Origin of the sequence: Actinomadura kijaniata NBRC 14229 (genome assembly GCF_001552175.1) — a bacterium.
Classification (GTDB): domain Bacteria; phylum Actinomycetota; class Actinomycetes; order Streptosporangiales; family Streptosporangiaceae; genus Spirillospora; species Spirillospora kijaniata.
In genome coordinates this window covers 98,542-117,295 of record NZ_BCQR01000008.1, presented here as the reverse complement: position 1 = coordinate 117,295, position 18,754 = coordinate 98,542, and the positions used below count along the sequence as shown (strand labels likewise).

The following is an 18,754-nucleotide window of genomic DNA, read 5'->3' as shown; positions in this document are numbered from 1 at the left end:
GGGCCGACCACGACCAGGCGGCGCGCCCCGGCGGCGGCTTCGGCGACCCACGCCAGCAGCGGGCGCCCGCCGACGGCGGCGGCGGGCTTGTCGGCCCCGCCGAGCCTGCGGGCCTCTCCCCCGGCCAGGATCACCGCGTCGAACGGCCCGGGCGGCCCGGGCGGGTCAGGCGTCACGCCGCCGTCCCGCGTGGTCGCGCTCGTAGGCGCTGAGGTTGTGCTCCAGGGCCTTCATCAGCTCCCACACCTGCCCGGGCGGGAACCGGACGCGGGCGACGACCCGGGCCGGGACGTGCACGTAGGGCTCGCCGGTCTCGGCGTCGTCCATGATCTCCGGGGGACGCACCTCGGTCGCGAAGTCCAGCACCAGGCTGTCCTGGGTCCGCCACACCGACGCGAACCCGGCGAACGTGCCGACCTCGTGCTCGGGCGGGACGGTGATCTCGACGCGGTGTTCAGGCGGCTGGTCCGTCACTTCGCCATCGTCGCACGTCGCGGACCATTCCGGGCGGCTCAGCCGCCGATCGCCGACATCGGGCGGGCGGGCTGCAGGAACGACGGGTCGTCGATGCCGTGCCCGGCGCGCTTGCGCCGCACCGCCGCGCGCCACCGCTCGGCCAGCTCGTCGTCGTCGGCCCCGGCGCGCATGGCGTCGCGCAGGTTGGACTCCTCGGTGGCGAACAGGCAGTTGCGGATCTGGCCGTCGGCCGTCAGCCGGACCCGGTCGCAGGCCCCGCAGAACGGCCGCGTCACCGACGCGATCACCCCGACCGTCTCGGGGCCGCCGTCGACCAGGAACTGCTCGGCCGGGGCGCTGCCGCGCTCCTCGGTGGTGTCGGGCGTCAGGGTGAACGCCGCGCCGAGCAGGCCGAGGATCTCGTCGGCGGTGACCATGTTCTCGCGGGTCCAGCCGTGCTGGGCGTCCAGCGGCATCTGCTCGATGAACCGCAGCCGGTAGCCCCGGTCCAGGCAGTAGCGCAGCAGCGCGACGGCCTCGTGGTCGTTGATCCCCCGCATCAGCACCGCGTTGATCTTGACGGGGGCCAGACCGCTCTCCTGCGCGGCGACCAGGCCCTTCAGCACGTCGTCGAGGCGGTCGCGGTGCGCCAGGCGCTGGAACACCGCGCGGTCCAGGGTGTCCAGGGACACGTTGACCCGGTCCAGGCCCGCGTCGGCCAGCGGCCCCGCCAGCCGGTCCAGGCCGATGCCGTTGGTGGTCAGCGAGACCTGCGGGCGCGGTGACAGCGCGGTGGTGCGCTCCACGATCCCGGCGAGGCCGCGCCGCAGCAGCGGCTCGCCCCCGGTGTAGCGGACCTCGGTGACGCCGAGCCGTTCGACGCCGATGCGCACCAGGCGCACCACCTCGTCGTCGGTGAGCAGTTCCGGCTTGGGCAGCCAGTCCAGGCCCTCCGGCGGCATGCAGTAGGTGCACCGAAGGTTGCACCGGTCCGTCAAGGAGACCCTCAGGTCCGTCGCGACGCGACCGAAGCCGTCGACCAGCACGGGCGCCCCTTTCCCTCAAAGCCGTGGTCCGCCCAGCCTATTGCGGTGGTTGACGATTCGCGCCATCTCGGGAGACGGTATCGGCGCGATCACCGGGCGGGAATTCTGGTGGATCGTCCAAAGCGCGGGAGGCAGGCCATGGTCACGGCACGGGAATGGGAGTTCGCCGGAACGCGGGGGGCCGTCACGGCGCGGGTCTGGCCGCACGGGAGCCCCCGCTATGTGGCGGTTCTCTCCCATGGTTACGGAGAGCACCTGGGCCGTTACCAGCACGTGGCCGAGGCGCTGGTGCGGCACGGCGCGACCGTCTGCGGGCCCGACCACCTCGGGCACGGCCGCTCGGCGGGCGAGCGGGTCCTCATCGAGGACATGGAGGACGTCGTCGCCGACCTGCACACCCTGGTGGAGGCGGTCCGCGTGGACCACCCGCGCCTGCCGATCGTGCTGGTCGGCCACTCGATGGGCGGCCTCATCGCCGTCCGCTACGCCCAGCGGCACCGCGCGGAGCTCACCGCCCTGGTGCTGTCGGGGCCGGTGCTGGGCCGCTGGGACGCGCTGGCGGCGCTGCTGGCCGCCGAGGAGATCCCCGACGTGCCGATCGACCCGGACACCCTGTCGCGCGATCCGTCGGTCGGCAAGGCGTACGTGGAGGACCCGCTGGTGTGGCACGGCCCGTTCAAGCGGCCCACGCTGGAGGCCCTGGACGCCTGCATCCGGCGGATCAACGAGTCCGGGGGCCTCGGCGACCTGCCCACGCTGTGGGTGCACGGCGAGGACGACCGGCTGGTGCCGCTGGCGGGCACCCGCACCGGGATCGAGGCCGTGCGCGGCGCCGGCCTCACCGAGAGGATCTACCCGGAGGCGCGGCACGAGGTCTTCAACGAGACCAACCGCGACGAGGTCCTGGGCGAGGTGACCGCGTTCGTCGACCGCGTGCTCAGCTGAACCGGTCCCGCCAGGCGGCGTCGATCTCCGCCAGCAGGGCCCGCAGCCAGGGTCGTCCGGTCTCCGGGCGCCCCGCCAGGTGGCGGGGCAGGTCGTGGCAGCGCCAGTGGCGGCCGTGGGAGTACGTCTCGGCCGGGGAGACGCGGCGGGGCGCCTCCTCGTCCCACCACCGGCCCGCGCCCCTCGGCGGCCGGTCGTGCTCGTGGGCCAGGTAGGCCCACACCCGGGGGTGCGCCGCCACCTCGTCCCCGGCCGCCTCGCCCGGGGCCCCCGGCACCACCGTGAGGGACCGCGCCCCCTCCACGGCGGCGGGCGCGCGTCCCGGCCCGTCCAGGTCGCACACGATCTCCGGGCGCTCCCCCGGGCCCAGCGTCCGCATCGCGTCCGCGTGCCCGGTCTCCGCCAGCATCCCGCGCAGGAAGTCCCGGATCACCAGGGTCCCGCCCCCGGCGAAGTGGACGGGCCGCCCCTCCGACCGCACCAGCACCTCGGTCGCGCACACCCCGAGCCGCCCGAACCACAGCCAGTCCAGTGCGCCCGCGTCGTCGATGGGAGCGCGGCCGAACGCCTCGTCGGGGTTCTCCCACGGCTCCTCGTCGGTCGGCTCGTCCTCGGCCCGGACCAGTTCCGGAGGCAGCCGCGTCTCCTGCCAGGCGTGACACGCGTCGGTGCGTCCCCCGATGTCGGCTCCGCACGAGGCGCAGACCAGGTTCACCCCGTCCTCGGCGTGGATGCCGACGCACCCGTCGGCGCACCGCTCCGGCACCAGCCGCGTGCCGGACACGTCGCCGGGGGCCAGCACGTACGTGCCGTTCGCGTCGACCGCGTAGGTGCCGTGCGTCATCAGGACGGGCCGGAAACCGACCTCGTGGTAGGGCTGGAACCCCGGTCGCGGCATCGGCGCCCGCAGCAGCGCGCCGGTCAGGACCGCGCCGCACCGCGCGCAGTGGAAAGTCGTGCGAACGTTCAAGGGCCTCGCTGTTCGATCTGTTCGGAACGCGCCCATACCAGGGGGCGCAGCTCGTCGGGCTCCACGGGGGCGTCCGGCCGCCGCAGCACGTCGGCCCGCGCCCGCCGCGCCACCGACACCATCCGGTGGAAGTGCCGGAAGATCTGGATCTCGCCGTCCTGCCCGTGATCCCACCGGCCGAGGTACTCGTAGTCCATGCCGTGCCGGTTGTGCGGGTCCAGCCGGGCCGCGACCACGCCCCAGTTCCGCGCCTCCGCCGGCGAGCTCGGCCGGAGGACGACCATCCCGTTCGTCCGCCGCACCCGCCCCCGGTCCCACTCCCAGGGGCCGGGGTGCCGCTCCCACCAGGTGTCCTCGTCGGCCAGCGCGGCGTCCAGACCGTGCGTGCGCCACCGCACCGTCCCGTCCGGCGCGCCCGCCAGCGGCAGCCGCGCCTTCAGGTCGCGCGCCGCCCTCCCGGTGAACGGCGTCTCCCATGTGGGGACCAGCACGATCGGGTCCCCCGGGTCGGCGTCGAACGGGGTCGGCGCCACGAACTCCCGGTCGATCACCACCAGCGTCCCCGGCCGCGACTGGTAGGCCAGCCCCCACAGCAACCGGCCCAGCAGCCGCGCGCCGTGCCGGTCCGACAGCACGTGCCAGGTGCCGTGGAACAGGTTCGTGCTGAACCGCACGGCCGTCCCCGGCCGCAGCCCGATGACGGTGTGCTCGCGCCCGTCCAGCCGCAGCGTCCGGCGGTGCAGCTTCATGCCGTCGGCGGCGGCCCGCGCGTTGGCGGGCCGCTGCCGACTCCTCATGCGCGCCGTCATCCCTTGATGCAAATGAGCTGCTTGAGGTGCGCCACGACCTCCACCAGGTCCGACTGCGCCTCGATCACCGACTCCAGGTCCTTGTACGCGCCGGGGATCTCGTCCAGCACTCCGGCGTCCTTACGGCACTCCACGCCCTTGGTCTGCTCGACCAGGTCGTCCACCGTGAACGCCTTGCGCGCCTTGTTGCGGCTCATCCTCCGCCCCGCGCCGTGCGAGGCCGAGTTGAAGGCCGCCTCGTTCCCCAGGCCCCGCACGATGTAGGTCCCGGTCGCCATCGATCCCGGGATGATCCCCAGGTCGCCCCGCCCGGCGCGGATCGCGCCCTTGCGGGTGACGAGCAGGTCCACGCCGTCGTAGGTCTCCTCCGCCACGTAGTTGTGGTGGCACGAGATGACCTCGCCCCACGTGCAGCGCTTGGCGCCGAAGTACTTGGTGACCACCTGCTGGGACAGCGCGACCATGACGGCCCGGTTCCGGCGCGCGTACTCCTGCGCCCAGAACAGGTCCCGCCGGTACTCCTCCATCTTGGCGGTCCCGGCGAGGAACACCGCGAGGTCGGGGTCGGGCAGGTCCTGGTTGTGCGGCAGCTTCCGGGCGGCCTCGACGTGGTGCTCGGCGAGCTCCTTGCCGATGTTGCGCGACCCCGAGTGCAGCACCAGCCAGATCGCGCCCTCGTCGTCGGCGCACAGTTCGAGGAAGTGGTTGCCGCCGCCGAGGCTGCCGAGCTGCGCGCGGGCCTTGCCGAACCGGCCGCGCACCGCCGGGTGCAGCTCGTCGAAGCGCTTCCAGAAGTCGTACCAGCCGCGTTCCTTCAGTCCCGGCAGCGCGGACGGGTCGACCGGGTCCTTGTGCGCGTGGTAGCCGACCGGGATCGTGCGCTCCAGCCGCGACCGCAGCAGGCCGAGATCGTCGGGCATGTCCTCGACGGTGAGGCTGGACCTGACGGCCGTCATCCCGCAGCCGATGTCCACGCCGACGGCGGCCGGGGAGACGGCGTCGCGCATCGCGATCACCGAGCCCACGGTCGCGCCCTTGCCGTAGTGCACGTCCGGCATGACCGCCAGGCCCTCCACCCACGGCAGCCGCGACACGTTCTGCAGCTGCTCCAGCGCGACGTCCTCGACGGTGGTCGGGTCGGTCCACATCCGGATCGGAACACGACCGCCCTTGAGCGTCTGGTACGGCATCACCTGCTCCTCTCCGCGACATCGACGATGATCCGAACCGCGCACCATGAAGCCAGAGACACCAGGTGCGGAACAACTCATTTTCCCACCGACCCGGACGAACGGCGGCCCCTCCCCGGCCGGGGTCAGAGGGGGCGTCCGGCCAGGGCCTCCTGCCAGCGCCGGTGGGCGCGGGCGGCCTGGCGGGCGCGGTAGGCGATGGGCATGTAGCGCACGCGCTCGGGCAGCAGCGGCGCCGTGCGGCCGAGCACCGTGGCCAGGACGCGCAGCCGGCGCTCGTCCCGGGCCGTCCAGGAGAGGCCGAGCTTGTCGCGGGCGCCCGGCGGGAGCGTGCCGACGGTGACGAAGCGGGCCAGGCGCCCGCCGGTCAGGCTCAGCGGGGCCAGCAGGGGACGCAGCCGCGCCGGCACGGTGGGCGGCACCTTGTCCATCCGGTCCAGGACCTCCAGCGCGACCCGGTGCGGCACCAGGGTGTCGGCGACCATGCGGTCGAAGTAGGTCCAGAAGTCGGCGACGGTGGCGGGCAGCATCCGTTCGGGCACCTGGAGGATCCGGCCGAGGTTCATGAACTCCTCGAACAGCCGCCGTTCCCGCTCGGGGGTCAGCGGCTCGGGCGAGAAGCGGCGGGCCACGGTGTCGGCGGCGTAGTAGCCCGTCAGGTGCACCCACGCCCACGGCTCGGCGGACAGGGCGTGGTGGCGGGTGCCGTTCTCGTCCTCGGCGCTGAGGGGCTTGTGCATCCGCCGCAGCCGCCTGCCCTCGGCGATCGCCTCCTCCCCGCCGTACACCCAGGTCTGCACGGAGGCGAAGCTGCGCATGGCCCGGCCGACCGGGTCGGCGCGGAAGCTGGAGAGTTGGTCGACCACCGTCCCGATCGCCGGGTGCATGGCCTGGAGGATGAACGCGCTGTTCCCGGCGACCGCCGACAGGTACATGCCGAGGTCGTCCCAGAGGATCGAGCCCGGGCCGAACGGCTCGGGCTCGCGCTGCCCGGCCGTTCTCCCGGTCTCCTCGGGCACGTGTCCCGGGGACGGGGTGAGGGGGGTGGGTTCGGTCAACGTCATGGTGCGGCCTCCCGACGAGCGCCTGCTGCGTTGATACGAAAAGACTAATTTCGTCTCAGTGTATGCACGCCCTTCATCCGCCGTCGAGGGTCCTGCATGGCACGGCGCACACTTGTTGGCAAAGTGCCAGTTGCTGGGGGCCGCCAGCGAAGATCTGGCGTGTGCGGATCTTCGGCGCCGGGGCCTGGTCCCGGGTCAGGCGTCGGGCCGGGGGCGGCGGTGGCCGTTGACGATGGGCACCAGGTAGCGGCGCGCGAACGCGCGGGCGCCGTCGTCGTCCAGCGGGATGAGCCCGGCCGGGGTGAGCGACAGCGAGTGGGTCAGCCGGACGAGGATCTCGGCCACCAGCTCCGGGTCGAACCCCTCGTCGGCCGACACCGGGCGCAGCCGCTGGGCCAGGTACCCGCGGGCGGCGGCCAGCAGCGGCCCGGCCGCGGAGGTCGCGTGCGGCAGCAGGAGGTCCGGTTCGATCGTCATCAGCCGGTTGAACAGCCGCTGCTCCCGGCTGATCCGCACCGTCGCGGCGAAGCCCTCGACGATCCCCTCCTCCAGCCCCGGCACGTCGGCGACGGCCTGGTCGAGCTCGGCGAAGAACCGCCGGGCCTCGCGCATCAGCACCCCGCTGACCAGCTCGGCCTTGCTGGGGAAGCGGCGGTAGACGGTGGCGCGGCCCAGCCCGGAGGCGCGGGCGACGTCGTCCATCGTCGTCTTGCGCAGCCCGAAGGTCTCGAACAGGCCGAGCGCGGCGTCCAGGATGCGGTCGGTCAGGGGCTCGCCGGGGTCCGGTTCGCTCCGCGTCGCGCCGGTGAGCAGGCCGCGCAGGGGATCGTCGCCGTCGTCGTCCATCGTGCGGCCAGGCTATCGGCGGTGGCGGGCCGCGCGCATCGCCCTGGCCGCTATCGGCGTGTACCGCAGCGGACCGACCAGGGCGGCGTCGGCCGTCCGCATCGCCTGGGCGAACCTCCGGAAACGCCACTCGTCGGCGGCCGACCACGCCAGGCCGAACCGCGCGCGCAGCACCGGTGGCAGGCTGCCGACGCCCGCCCGCCGCAGCATCGCGGTGGTGGGGACCGCCAGGCCCTGCCACGCCAGGTCCGGCAGCGGCCAGCGCGGCGGGGGCGGCAGTGGCTGATGGTCCAGCCGGATGAGCAACCGGACGGTCTCGTTGTCCTCCAGCCGGTCGTTCACCATCGCGTCGAAGTGGCGGCGGAAGGCGGGCAGGTCCGCCGGGACGTGGCGTTCGGTGACGCCCAGGGCGAACGCCAGTTGCCGCCACTCCTCGAACAGCGCGGCCGCGCGGGCGGGGGGCACCGGACGCGCGAACAGGCGCTGCGCCTCCAGCATCCCGTGCAGCAGGGTGGCGTGCACCCACAGGTAGGCCTCGGGGTTGAGCGCGTGGTAGCGGCGGCCCCGCGCGTCCACGCCCTTGATGTCCCGGTGGATCTCGCGGAGCCGGGCGGTCTCCCGGCGGCCCGCCGCGTCGCCCCGGTAGCCCAGGAACCGCGTCGTGGACTCGACGGTGCGCAGCAGGCGCCCCCAGCGGTCCTCCAGGAACTCCGAGTGGTCGGCCACCCCGGCGCCGACCACCGGGTGCGCCACCTGGAGCAGCAGGGTGCCCCGCCCGATGAGCCCGGCCCGCCAGTCACCGGCGTAACGCCAGATGAGCGATCCGGGCCCCGGGATGCGGCCCTCGGGGCGGTCCCGTACGGGAGGGGGCGGTGCGGTGCGGGTGTCCGGCTCGGGCATGGCGGCTCCCGTCGGTGATACGTCAATACATAATCCGTATCACCATCTCTCGACGGGGAACAGGGCCCGCCCCCTCAGCCGTCGCGGACGGTGCGGGCGTCGCCGGTCCGGCGCGTCGCGCCCTCGCGGTCGAGGTGTTCCAGCAGGGCGGCCGCCACCCGGCGCGTGGCGCCGAGCGCCTGGCGGGCCTGGCCGAGGGTGAAGGGCTGCGGGAGGCCGGCGAGCAGGGCCAGCGCCCGCGCGGGCGCGTCGGGCAGGAGGACCACGTCGCCGGGCAGCGGCAGGACCAGGCCCTCGCGGGCGGCGGCGGCCAGCACCGCGGGGGTCAGGCCGAGGCCCGCGAGCTCCTCGGAGGTCGGGGCCCGGAACGGGGCCCCGGCCAGGTGGCCGCGCAGCCGGGACACCGCCGCCGTCACCTGGGGCGGCGGTTCGGTCCGGGCGTGGACGCGGCCGCCCGACAACCGGAGCGGGTCGCGGACCAGGGCGGCGACCAGCGCGCGGCTGGGGAGCGAGAGCCTCAGCCGGGCCGCCTCCAGCGGGAGGCCGGGGGCCAGCGGGTGGTCCGCCGCGTGGGCCGTGACCTCCTTGACCAGGCGGTGGTGCAGGTCGTCCCAGTGCACCGGGTCCGCCAGCCAGTCGTCCACCTCGACGGCGTCCACGGGCGCGGCGCAGCCCATCAGGGCCAGGTCGGCGCGGGTCAGGACGCCGTGGCGGCGCAGCAGGACGTCGCCGCTGGGGCGGTCGGGCCAGGTCGCCAGCTCGCGGGCGCGGGCCGCGCCGGCCCCCCGGCGGACCAGGGTGGGCGGGCGGACGTCCAGGACGTGCACGCCCGCCACGGCACGGCGTCCCGGGTCGCGCAGCAGGGCCGTGTCGCCGACGTGGAGGGGCAGGCGGGCGTTGATGGTGAGGCGGGCGGTGTCGGGGCCGAGGGGACGCAACCGCACCGGGACGGCCGCCGAGCCGATGTGCAGGATCATCTGGCGGGGCAGGCGGCCGGAGGGCTCGTTGAAGCGCGTGCGGACGTCGATGCAGGTGGTGGGGGTCCAGGCGGCCGGGGTGACCAGGCTCATGCCACGGCTGACGCGGTGGTGGTCGACGCCGCGGAGGTTGAGGGCGACGCGGGTGACGCCGTGGACGCTGTCGAGGCGCTCCTTGGCGGACTCGACGGCGCGGACGCGGACGCGTTCGCCGGCGGGCATCAGGACGAGCTCGTCGCCGGTGCCGACGGTCCCGGCGGTGAGGGTGCCGGTGACGACGGTGCCGCTGCCCTGGACGGTGAACGCGCGGTCGATCCACAGGCGGACCGGCGCGGCGGGGTCGGGGACCGGGAGGCGGCCGGTGAGGCGGTCGAGGGCGGCGGTGAGGTCGGGCAGGCCCTCGCCGGTGACGGCGCTGACGGTGACGGACTCGACGTTGCGGAGGCCGGTGGTGGCGAGGCGCTCGCGGGCCTGGCGCAGGGCGAGCTTGGGGGCGGCGACGTCGCAGCGGGTGACGGCGAGGACGCCGTGCCGGACGCCGAGGGCGTCCAGGGCGGCCAGGTGCTCCTCGGACTGGGGCATCCAGCCCTCGTCGGCGGCGACGGCGAACAGGACGGCGGGGACGGGCCCGGCCCCGGCGAGCATGGTGGTGACGAAGCGCTCGTGCCCGGGGACGTCGACGAACGCCAGGCGGCGGCCGGAGGGCAGGTCGGTCCAGGCGAAGCCGAGGTCGAGGGTGAGGCCGCGGCGGCGCTCCTCGGCCAGGCGGTCGGGGTCGGTGCCGGTGAGGGCGCGCACGAGGGCGGACTTGCCGTGGTCCACGTGCCCGGCGGTGGCGACGACCTGCATCAGTTCCCTTCCCGGGCGGTGCGGACGGCGGCGCCGAGCGCCCGGTCGTCGGCGGGGTCGACCGACCGGAGGTCGAGCAGGAGGCGGTCGCCCTCCATGCGGCCGACGACGCGGCGGGCGCGCAGGGGCCGTTCGTAGTGGGCCGGGAGGGCGACGGCGACGCTGGGCAGTTCGACGCCGGGGGCGGCGCCGCCGCCGACGGTCGCGACGGTGTCGGTGACGGCGGCGTCCACCCCGTGGGCGGTGAGCACGGCGGCGAGGGCCTCGGCGCGGGCGCGCAGGGCGGGCCGGGTGGCGTGCAGCATCCGGGTGACGGGGGGCCGGGGGCCGCGCAGGGTCGCCTCCAGCGCGGCGAGGGTGGTCTTGTCGGGGCGCAGGGCCCGGTAGAGGGGGTGGCGGCGCAGGCGGGCGACCAGGTCGCGGCGGCCGAGCAGCAGCCCGGCCTGGGGGCCGCCGAGGAGCTTGTCGGCGCTGGCGGTGACGAGGGCGGCCCCGTCGGCGAGCGCGGTGGCGGCATCGGGCTCGTCCGGCAGCAGCGGGTCGGGGGCCAGCAGGCCCGAGCCGATGTCGGCGACGACGGGCACGCCGAGGGGCGCCAGCTCGCGGACCGGGGCGGCGGCGGTGAAGCCCTCGATGCGGAAGTTGGAGGGGTGGACCTTCAGGACGAACGCGGTTGCGGGCCCGAGCGCGGCGGCGTAGTCGGCGGCGGTGGTGCGGTTGGTGGTGCCGACCTCGCGCAGCCGGGCGCCGGTCGCGGTGAGCAGGTCGGGCAGGCGGAACCCGTCGCCGATCTCGACCATCTCGCCGCGGCTGACGACGATCTCGCGGCCCCGCGCCAGGGCGGTCGCGGCGAGGGCGAGGGCGGCGGCGTTGTTGTTGACGACCTGGACGTCCTCGGCGGCGGGGCAGGCGGCGCGCAGCGCGTCCAGGGTCCCGGTGCCGCGCGGTCCCCGGCGTCCGGCGGCGAGGTCGTACTCGACGTCGGTGGTCCCGGCGGCGGCGAGGACGGCGTCGCGGGCGGCGGGCGACAGCGGCGCGCGGCCGAGGTTGGTGTGGAGCAGGACGCCGGTGGCGTTGATGACGGGCCGCAGCGTGGTGGCGTGCTCGGGGAGGGCGGCCAGGGCGGCGTCGGCGACGTCCTCGGGGGCGAGGCGACCGGCGCGGACGGCGTGCTGCGCGTCGGCGACGGCGGTCTTCACCAGGACGCGGCCGAGCCGGTCGGCGGCGGCCCTCAGGCGGGGATCGGCCAGGACGGCGTCGGTGCGGGGGACGCTGCGCCGGGGGTCGGCCGGTGGACGGGACGGCGTGGGCTCCACGAGAGGCAACCCTATGGACGGCGGGGGCGTCGCGGAAGCCGACCGCGCGCGGAGGGCGGGAACGGGACGTCCGTCACACTCCGGCGGCGGTCCCCCCTCGCGCTCCGGGCGGCGCCGCCGACAGCGGTCCACCGGGCGGCCCGGCGATGCCGAAGTGGTCGCACTCGGAGGCCGAGTAGGCGAGAAAGTCGTCGATCATGCGGTTGACCAGGACGGCGAGCCGTTCCCGGTCGTCGGCGGGCCAGTGCGCAAGGGCGCCGGACATCCAGCGCAGCGCGGCCCCGCGGATCGCCTCGACGGCGTCGTGCCCGGCGGGCAGCAGGCGGACCCGCTGGGCGCGCCGGTCGTGCGGGTCGGGGACGCGTTCCAGGTAGCCGGCCTTCTCCAGGCGCTGGACCTGGCGGGTGACGTGCGGGGCCTCGACGGCGAGGCGCTGGGCGATCTCGCCGGGGCGCATGGGCTCGCCGGTCTCGGCCAGCAGGCGCAGCAGGGGCACGGCCGCGCGGTCGACGGGGACCCCGGCGGCGCTGACCGTGCGGTCGTGCTGGCGGGCACGGGTCAGCAGGTGGGCCACGCGGGTGAGGCCGCGTTCCAGCTCGACGACCCCGGCCGGACGGGTGTCGGCGACGGCGGAGGAGTGTGGCGCGGGCATGTGATCCATCTTACAGGCATATTACTTAACTTAAGTAAGTAGTACGCTTCATCCTTGTCGTGGCCTTCGACACGCTTTCCCCCTGTTTCTCCTGGAGGTCCCATGACCGGTGCCGTCACGACGGCGCCCGGCGCCCGCACCGGTCCCGGGGGCGCCCCGCGCCCCGGCCTGACGCTGGTGGCGCTGGCCACGGCCGGGATGGTGGTGTCGGTGCAGCAGACGCTGGTGCTGCCGCTGCTGCCCCGGCTGATGGAGCGGTTCCACACGTCGGTGACGGCGGTGACCTGGGTGTTCACCGCCGCCCTGCTGGCGGGCGCGGTCGCCACTCCCCTGCTGACGCGGTTCGGCGACATGTACGGCAAGAAGCGCATGATCCTGCTGGCGATGGGGCTGCTGGTGGCCGGGTCGGTGGTGTGCGCGCTGTCGGAGTCGCTGGGCGTGCTGGTCGTGGGCCGGACCCTCCAGGGGACGTCGTCGGCGCTGGTCCCGCTGGCGATCGGGGTCATCCGCGACACCTTCCCCCGCGAACGCGTCACCACCGGCATCGGGATCGTCAGCGCCACGATGGGCGTGGGCGGCACGATCGGCATGCTGGTCACCGGCGTGATCGCCGACCACACCACCAGCCACCACCCGGTCTTCTGGATCACGGCGGGGCTGGCGGGCGCCGGGGCGGTGCTGATCCGGTTCGCCGCGCCGGACGTCGGGACGCGCTCGGGCGGCCGCCCCGACGTGGCCGGGGCGCTGCTGCTGGGCGCGTGGCTGGTGTGCCTGCTGCTCGGGATCAGCCAGGGCAACCGCTGGGGCTGGACCTCCGGCGGGGTGCTCGGGCTGTTCGGCGCGGCGGCGGCGCTGTGCGCGGTGTGGGTGCTGGTCGAGACGCGGGTGCGCGAGCCGCTGGTGCGGCTGGGCCTGCTGGTCGGGCCGCGGTCGCTGTCGGCGAACGTCGCGTCGGTCCTGCTGGGCTTCTCGATGTTCGCGGCGTTCACCCTGATCTCCACGTTCGTGCAGACGCCCGCGGCGGTCGCCGGGTACGGGCTGAGCGGGTCGGTGCTGGACGTGGGCCTGTACACGCTGCCGAGCACGGTGACGATGCTGGCGGCCTCGATGCTGTCGGGACGGCTGGCCCAGCGGCTCGGCGCGGCGTTCACGCTGGCGATCGGGGCGGTGTTCGCGGCGCTCAGCTACGCGTGGCTGGCGGTGTTCAACGGCACCGTGACCGACATGCTGGTGTTCAACGCGGTGCAGGGCGTCGGGTTCGGGATCGCCTACGCGGCGCTCGGCACCCTGGCGGTGCAGCACGTGCCGATGGACCAGAGCGGCATCGCCAGCGGCATCAACTCGCTGGTGCGGGTCGCGGGCGGCAGCGTCGCGGGCGCGGCCACCGCCGCCGTCCTGACCGCCGGGACGGCCACCGGGGCGAGGGCGCCGTCGCTGGACGCCTACGTGCTGTGCTTCTGGCTCGCGGCGGCCGGGGCGCTGCTGGCCGCGGCGGTCGCGACGGCGCACGGGCTGCGCCACCCCCGTCACTGAGCGGTCCGCGGATCGGACCGGCGCGGGGCCTTGACGAATCGGGCCCCGGGCGGGCCGTATAGGGGAACGCCCCAATTCCCGATGTTGGGGTGGTCCGACTGCTCCGGAGGACGATATGGGCGCCTACGCGGCCGCGTACGAACGCAGCATCGCCGATCCGACCCGGTTCTGGGGGCTGGCGGCCCGCGACATCCGCTGGCTGGTCCCGCCGGACCGGGTGCTGGACGACGGCGCTCCCCCGTTCTACCGGTGGTTCACCGGCGGTGAGCTGAACACCTGCGACAACGCCCTGGACCGGCATGTGGAGGAGGGCCGCGGCGACCAGCCCGCCCTGATCTACGACAGCCCCGTCACCGGGACCGTGCGCACCTACACCTACCGGGAGCTGACCGAGGAGGTGGCGCGGTTCGCCGGGGCGCTGCGGGCGCAGGGCGTGGACCGCGGCGACCGCGTGGTGATCTACCTGCCGATGATCCCGGAGGCGGTGGTCGCGATGCTGGCGTGCGCGCGGCTGGGCGCGGTCCACTCGGTGGTGTTCGGCGGGTTCGCGGCCCGCGAGCTGGCGGTGCGGATCGACGACGCCCGGCCCAAGGCCGTGGTGTCGGCGTCCTGCGGGATCGAGGGGGCGCGGGTGGTGGCCTACAAGCCGCTGCTGGACGAGGCCCTGGAGCTGGCGTCGCACAAGGTGGAGCGGTGCGTGATCCGGCAGCGCCCGCAGCTGCACGCCGACCTGGCGCGGCCCCGCGACGTGGAGTGGGACGAGGCCGTCGCCGCCGCCGAGCCCGCCGGGTGCGTGCCGGTCGCCGCCACCGACCCGCTCTACATCCTCTACACCTCCGGCACCACCGGCCGTCCCAAGGGCGTGGTGCGCGACAACGGCGGCCACGCGGTCGCGCTGCGCTGGTCGATGGAGAACGTCTACGGCGTCGGCCCCGGCGACGTGTTCTGGGCGGCCTCCGACGTCGGCTGGGTCGTCGGGCACTCCTACATCGTGTACGCGCCGCTGCTGACCGGCTGCACGACGGTGCTGTACGAGGGCAAGCCGGTCGGGACGCCGGACGCGGGCGCGTTCTGGCGGGTGGCGGCCCAGCACCGGGTGAAGGCGCTGTTCACCGCGCCGACCGCGATCCGCGCCATCAAGAAGGAGGACCCGGAGGGGCGGCTGCCGGCCGGGTACGACCTGTCGGCGCTGGAGACGCTGTTCCTGGCCGGGGAGCGCCTGGACCCCGACACCTACCACTGGGCGGCGCGCGTGCTGGACCGGCCGGTGATCGACCACTGGTGGCAGACCGAGACCGGCTGGCCGATCGTGGCGAACCCGCGCGGCCTGGAGCCGCTGCCGGTCAGGCCGGGGTCGCCGTCGGTGCCGGTGCCCGGCTACGACGTGCGGGTGCTCGGCCCCGACGGGGAGCCGGTCCCGCCCGGCGCCGACGGCGACATCGTGATCCGGCTGCCGCTGCCGCCCGGCACGCTGCCCACCCTGTGGCAGGACGACGAGCGGTTCGTCGAGTCGTACCTGACCCGTCACCCCGGCCACTACCTGACCGGCGACGGCGGGCACCTGGACGAGGACGGCTACGTGTGGGTGATGGGCCGCACCGACGACGTGATCAACGTCGCCGGGCACCGGCTGTCCACCGGCACGATGGAGGAGGTCATCGCCGCCCACCCGGCGGTCGCCGAGTGCGCCGTCATCGGCGTGCGGGACGAGCTGAAGGGCCAGGTGCCGCGCGGGCTGGTGGTCCTGAAGAGCGGCGCCGACGCCGACCCCGCCGCGCTGCGCGACGAGCTGGTCGCGATGGTGCGGCGGCAGGTCGGGCCGGTCGCGGCGCTCAAGGAGATCACGGTGGTGCGGGCGCTGCCCAAGACCCGGTCCGGCAAGATCCTGCGCGGCGTGATGCGGGGCATCGCCGACGGGCAGGAGGTGCCGGTGCCGTCCACGATCGAGGACCCGGCGGTCCTGGAGGAGCTGCGCCCGGTGCTGCGCTCCCCCGGCGCCTGACCCGGAGCCTGACCCGGCACCCGGACCGGCGCGCGCCCGGCCGCCGTCCCGGGGGTCCGGGACGGCGGCCGGGCGGCAGGCCACCGGTCAGTAGTCGCTGCCGGAGCGCTTCGGCCAGAAGGCGGCCACCAGGTAGACGCCGATGGCCGCGACGGCCACCTGGAAGAGCGTCTCCCAGAAGTTCCACCCCTCGGTCTTCAGACCGAACAGGTGGGCGAGCCCCGTGCCGATGAACGCCGCCACGATGCCCACCACCACCGTCAGCCAGATCGGCATGTGCTGCTTGCCCGGCACCACGAGCCGGCCGAGCGCGCCGATGATCGCGCCGAAGATGATGGCCGTGATGATCCCCCCGATGGTCATGTCCGCTCCTTCGGTCATGAGGCGTCGGCTCCCGCCTGTCGCGGAACCGTCATCCCTCCCCTACCCACCACGCGATCATCGACACGATCCGTGACGGAACGCACACCGGGGGCGATCACGCCCGCTACGCGCGGGTGCCGGCCGGGTCGGCGGCGGGCGCGCGGTCCTCGCCCATCAGGCGGCGCAGCGCCCGCACGAACAGGAACATCACCACGCCCGCGGCCACGGTGAGCGCGCCCAGCAGCAGGAAGTAGGTCACATCGCCCAGTGCGCCCTGGAAGCGGGCGACCTGCCCGCCGACGGCGTCCCCGGCGGCGGTGGCCAGGAACCACACGCCCATCATCTGGCTGGCGAACGCCTGCGGGGCCAGCCGGGTGGTCACCGACAGGCCGACCGGTGACAGGCACAGCTCGCCGAGGGTCTGCAGCAGGTACACCGCGATCAGCCACAGCAGCGAGATCCGGGCCCCGCCCGCGGCGGCGTTCGAGGCGATCGACATCACCACGAACGACAGCCCGCACATCACCAGCGCGAACGCGAACTTGTGCGGGGTGCCGACCCGGTCGCCGAGTCTGACCCACAGCCAGGCGAACACCGCCGAGAAGCAGATGATCAGGATGGGGTTGATGTTCTGTGTCCAGGACGAGGGCATGTCCCAGCCGAGGATGGTCAGGTCGACCTTCTGCTGGGCGAAGATGTTGAGCGGCCCGGCCGCCTGGTCGAAGATCATCCAGAAGAGGGCGGCGGCGACGAACAGCCACACGTAGGCGCGCAGCCTCACGCGTTCCTCGCCGCTCACCTCGGGGCTGCGGAACATGAACGCGAAGTAGGCGACCGGCACGACGATCGCCAGCGCGGTCAGCGCGACGGTGACGCCGTCGACGGTCAGCCGGCCCGTCACCGCGAAGGCCGCCAGCACGGCGGCGACCAGCGCCAGCACCAGGCCGACGGTGCGGAACACCCGGGTGCGCTCGGCCGGGGTGAGCGGGTTGCCGGGCCGGTCGCCCACGCCCCGCAGGTGCCGCCCGCCGATCACGTACTGGGCCAGGCCCAGCGCCATGCCGACCGCGGCGGCGCCGAAGCCGACGTGCCAGTTGACGTCCTGGCCCAGGTAGCCGACCAGGAACGGCGCCAGCGACCCGATGTTGATGCCCATGTAGAAGATCGAGAACGCCGAGTCGCGGCGGGCGTCGGGCTCGCCGTCGTACAGCTTGCCGACCATCGTGGAGATGTTCGGCTTCAGCAGCCCGGTGCCCAGGATGATCAGCATGAGGCCGAGGTAGACGAAGCCCGCCCCGCCGGGGACGGCCATCGACAGGTGGCCGCACATGATGACGACGCCGCCGACCAGCACGGCCCGGCGGGCGCCGAGGATCCGGTCGGCGATCCAGCCGCCGGGCAGGGCCACGAAGTAGACCATCGCCATGTAGACGCCGAGCAGCGCCTTGGCCGTGCCCTCGGCCATGCCCAGGCCGGAGTCGGCGGGCGGCGCGATCAGGAACAGCACGAGGATCGCGCGCAGGCCGTAGAAGCTGAACCGCTCCCACAGCTCGGTGAAGAAGAGCGTGGCCAGGCCCCATGGATGACCGAAGAAGGTGCGACCCGACGTCGCACCGGCAGACGTGGGCGTCGCCATACGGTGTTTCCCCCCGGAGATCGTCGCCACCCGGCGTGATCGGGGCCTACCCCGGACCGGCGCCGGGCGAACAGTCCGTCGGGGAGGCTATCCGATCCTTTGACCTGCCAAGTTCCGGGTGTTGTCACCGAGGGTGGTCAGCGGACCACGAGGGTGTGCCGCCCCCGCGGCACCAGTTCCCCGACCACCGGGGCGCCGGGGATCTCCCCCGCGACCAGCAGCCCGCCGGAGGTCTGGGCGTCGGCCAGCAGCAGCCGCTCCTCCTCCGGCAGCGCGCCGAAGTCGGTGTGCGGGGCGATCCAGGCCAGGTTGCGGCGCGTCCCGCCGGGCACGAACCCGTCGCGCACCGCCTCCCGGGCGCCCTCCAGGCGGGGCACGGCCGCCGCGTGCACCACGGCGGTCACGCCGCTGGCGCGGGCCAGCTTGTACAGGTGGCCGAGCAGCCCGAACCCGGTGACGTCGGTGGCGCAGATCACGCCCCGCTCCAGGGCGAGCCGGGAGGCGTCGGCGTTCAGCGCGGTCATCGCGGCGACGGCCTGCGGGAACACCTCCCCGGTCGCCTTGTGGCGAGCGTTGAGGACCCCGATGCCGAGCGGCTTGGTCAGCGACAGCGGGACGCCGGGGCGGCCCGCGTCCAGCCGCAGCAGCCGGGCGGGGTCGGCGATCCCGGTGACGGCCAGGCCGTACTTGGGCTCGGGGTCGTCGACGCTGTGCCCGCCGGCGATCGGGCAGCCCGCGGCGGTGGCCACGTCCCGGCCGCCGCGCAGCACCTCCCGCGCGAGCTCGGCGGGCAGCACGTCGCGCGGCCAGCCCAGCAGGTTGAGCGCCATCAGCGGCGTGCCGCCGACGGCGTAGACGTCCGACAGGGCGTTGGCGGCGGCGATCCGGCCCCAGTCGTAGGGGTCGTCGACGACGGGGGTGAAGAAGTCGGCGGTCGAGACCACCGCGCGGTCGCCGTCGACGCGCAGCACGGCCGCGTCGTCGCCGTCGGCCGCGCCGACCAACAGCTCGGTGCCGGGCGGGGCGGGAGCGAGGCCCGGTCCGTCGCTCAGCCCGGCCACCAGCTCCTCCAGCTCGCCGGGCGGGATCTTGCAGGCGCAGCCGCCGCCGTGGGCGTACCGGGTCAGCCGGAGGGGGACGGAGTGGGCCGCTGCCTGGGAGGTCACGCGGGGACCGTACCCACCCCGACCATTAACGATC

General features: G+C 74.7%; 18 protein-coding genes. 3 read left to right on the top strand and 15 right to left on the bottom strand.

Annotated elements, in window-relative coordinates:
• From AKI01S_RS03500 to moaA, 3 genes are all read right to left on the bottom strand, one after another.
• A partial coding sequence (locus AKI01S_RS03500; RefSeq protein WP_439951655.1) for an NTP transferase domain-containing protein occupies positions 1-134 on the bottom strand: 134 nt, incomplete at its 3' end.
• A gap of 31 nt (positions 135-165) precedes the next feature.
• Positions 166-474 carry a DUF3467 domain-containing protein gene (locus AKI01S_RS03495; protein ID WP_067812178.1) on the bottom strand — a complete coding sequence of 103 codons (309 nt, stop codon included), beginning with the start codon at positions 472-474 and terminating at the stop codon, positions 166-168.
• Between the two features lie 38 nt (positions 475-512).
• Positions 513-1,502 (bottom strand): GTP 3',8-cyclase MoaA, encoded by a 990-nt coding sequence (gene moaA / locus AKI01S_RS03490; RefSeq protein ID WP_067812176.1) that lies wholly within the window; start codon positions 1,500-1,502, stop codon positions 513-515.
• Between the two features lie 138 nt (positions 1,503-1,640).
• Here moaA and AKI01S_RS03485 point away from each other — a divergent pair, with 138 nt between their 5' ends.
• Positions 1,641-2,447 (top strand): alpha/beta hydrolase, encoded by an 807-nt coding sequence (locus AKI01S_RS03485; RefSeq protein ID WP_067812174.1) that lies wholly within the window; start codon positions 1,641-1,643, stop codon positions 2,445-2,447.
• Here the strand turns inward: AKI01S_RS03485 and AKI01S_RS03480 are convergent.
• The 9 genes from AKI01S_RS03480 to AKI01S_RS03440 form a co-directional block, all read right to left on the bottom strand.
• The gene (locus tag AKI01S_RS03480) at positions 2,440-3,417 is read right to left on the bottom strand and encodes a hypothetical protein (RefSeq protein ID WP_067812172.1); all 978 of its coding nucleotides are present in this window, start codon (positions 3,415-3,417) and stop codon (positions 2,440-2,442) included. The two genes, AKI01S_RS03485 and AKI01S_RS03480, sit on opposite strands and share 8 nt — an antisense overlap.
• The gene (locus AKI01S_RS03475) at positions 3,414-4,214 is read right to left on the bottom strand and encodes a hypothetical protein (RefSeq protein WP_067812170.1); all 801 of its coding nucleotides are present in this window, start codon (positions 4,212-4,214) and stop codon (positions 3,414-3,416) included. The genes AKI01S_RS03480 and AKI01S_RS03475 overlap by 4 nt, the downstream gene beginning before the upstream one ends.
• A gap of 8 nt (positions 4,215-4,222) precedes the next feature.
• Positions 4,223-5,416, bottom strand: a complete 1,194-nt coding sequence (locus AKI01S_RS03470) for an RtcB family protein (protein ID WP_067812168.1) — start codon at positions 5,414-5,416, stop codon at positions 4,223-4,225.
• Positions 5,417-5,541: 125 nt separating this feature from the next.
• Positions 5,542-6,480: an oxygenase MpaB family protein gene (locus tag AKI01S_RS03465; protein WP_083998825.1), complete on the bottom strand. Its 939-nt coding sequence runs from the start codon at positions 6,478-6,480 to the stop codon at positions 5,542-5,544.
• Between the two features lie 195 nt (positions 6,481-6,675).
• Entirely contained in the window at positions 6,676-7,326 is a 651-nt protein-coding gene (locus AKI01S_RS03460) for a TetR/AcrR family transcriptional regulator (RefSeq protein ID WP_067812166.1), read from the bottom strand.
• Positions 7,327-7,338: 12 nt separating this feature from the next.
• On the bottom strand, positions 7,339-8,226 hold the full coding sequence (locus AKI01S_RS03455) for an oxygenase MpaB family protein (protein ID WP_083998823.1): 888 nt from the start codon (positions 8,224-8,226) through the stop codon (positions 7,339-7,341).
• Between the two features lie 74 nt (positions 8,227-8,300).
• Positions 8,301-10,052 (bottom strand): selenocysteine-specific translation elongation factor, encoded by a 1,752-nt coding sequence (gene selB / locus AKI01S_RS03450; protein WP_067812164.1) that lies wholly within the window; start codon positions 10,050-10,052, stop codon positions 8,301-8,303.
• Positions 10,052-11,368 carry an L-seryl-tRNA(Sec) selenium transferase gene (selA, locus tag AKI01S_RS03445; RefSeq protein ID WP_067812162.1) on the bottom strand — a complete coding sequence of 439 codons (1,317 nt, stop codon included), beginning with the start codon at positions 11,366-11,368 and terminating at the stop codon, positions 10,052-10,054. Before selA ends, selB begins: the two co-directional genes overlap by 1 nt.
• A gap of 73 nt (positions 11,369-11,441) precedes the next feature.
• Positions 11,442-12,020 (bottom strand): MarR family winged helix-turn-helix transcriptional regulator, encoded by a 579-nt coding sequence (locus tag AKI01S_RS03440; RefSeq protein ID WP_067812160.1) that lies wholly within the window; start codon positions 12,018-12,020, stop codon positions 11,442-11,444.
• 102 nt (positions 12,021-12,122) lie between these two features.
• On the opposite strand from AKI01S_RS03440, the gene AKI01S_RS03435 reads away from it, so the two are divergent.
• Together AKI01S_RS03435 and AKI01S_RS03430 are read left to right on the top strand one after the other, a co-directional pair.
• Positions 12,123-13,553, top strand: coding sequence for an MFS transporter (locus AKI01S_RS03435; protein WP_067812158.1), 1,431 nt, complete (start codon positions 12,123-12,125; stop codon positions 13,551-13,553).
• A gap of 115 nt (positions 13,554-13,668) precedes the next feature.
• Positions 13,669-15,555 carry a propionyl-CoA synthetase gene (locus AKI01S_RS03430; RefSeq protein ID WP_067812156.1) on the top strand — a complete coding sequence of 629 codons (1,887 nt, stop codon included), beginning with the start codon at positions 13,669-13,671 and terminating at the stop codon, positions 15,553-15,555.
• Between the two features lie 87 nt (positions 15,556-15,642).
• Here AKI01S_RS03430 and AKI01S_RS03425 read toward each other — a convergent pair whose 3' ends face one another.
• The 3 genes from AKI01S_RS03425 to selD form a co-directional block, all read right to left on the bottom strand.
• Positions 15,643-15,918 (bottom strand): GlsB/YeaQ/YmgE family stress response membrane protein, encoded by a 276-nt coding sequence (locus AKI01S_RS03425; protein ID WP_067812154.1) that lies wholly within the window; start codon positions 15,916-15,918, stop codon positions 15,643-15,645.
• A gap of 124 nt (positions 15,919-16,042) precedes the next feature.
• Positions 16,043-17,554 (bottom strand): peptide MFS transporter, encoded by a 1,512-nt coding sequence (locus AKI01S_RS03420; RefSeq protein ID WP_083998819.1) that lies wholly within the window; start codon positions 17,552-17,554, stop codon positions 16,043-16,045.
• A 137-nt stretch (positions 17,555-17,691) separates the two neighbouring features.
• Entirely contained in the window at positions 17,692-18,720 is a 1,029-nt protein-coding gene (gene selD / locus AKI01S_RS03415; protein WP_067812152.1) for a selenide, water dikinase SelD, read from the bottom strand.
• Positions 18,721-18,754 lie beyond the last annotated feature (34 nt).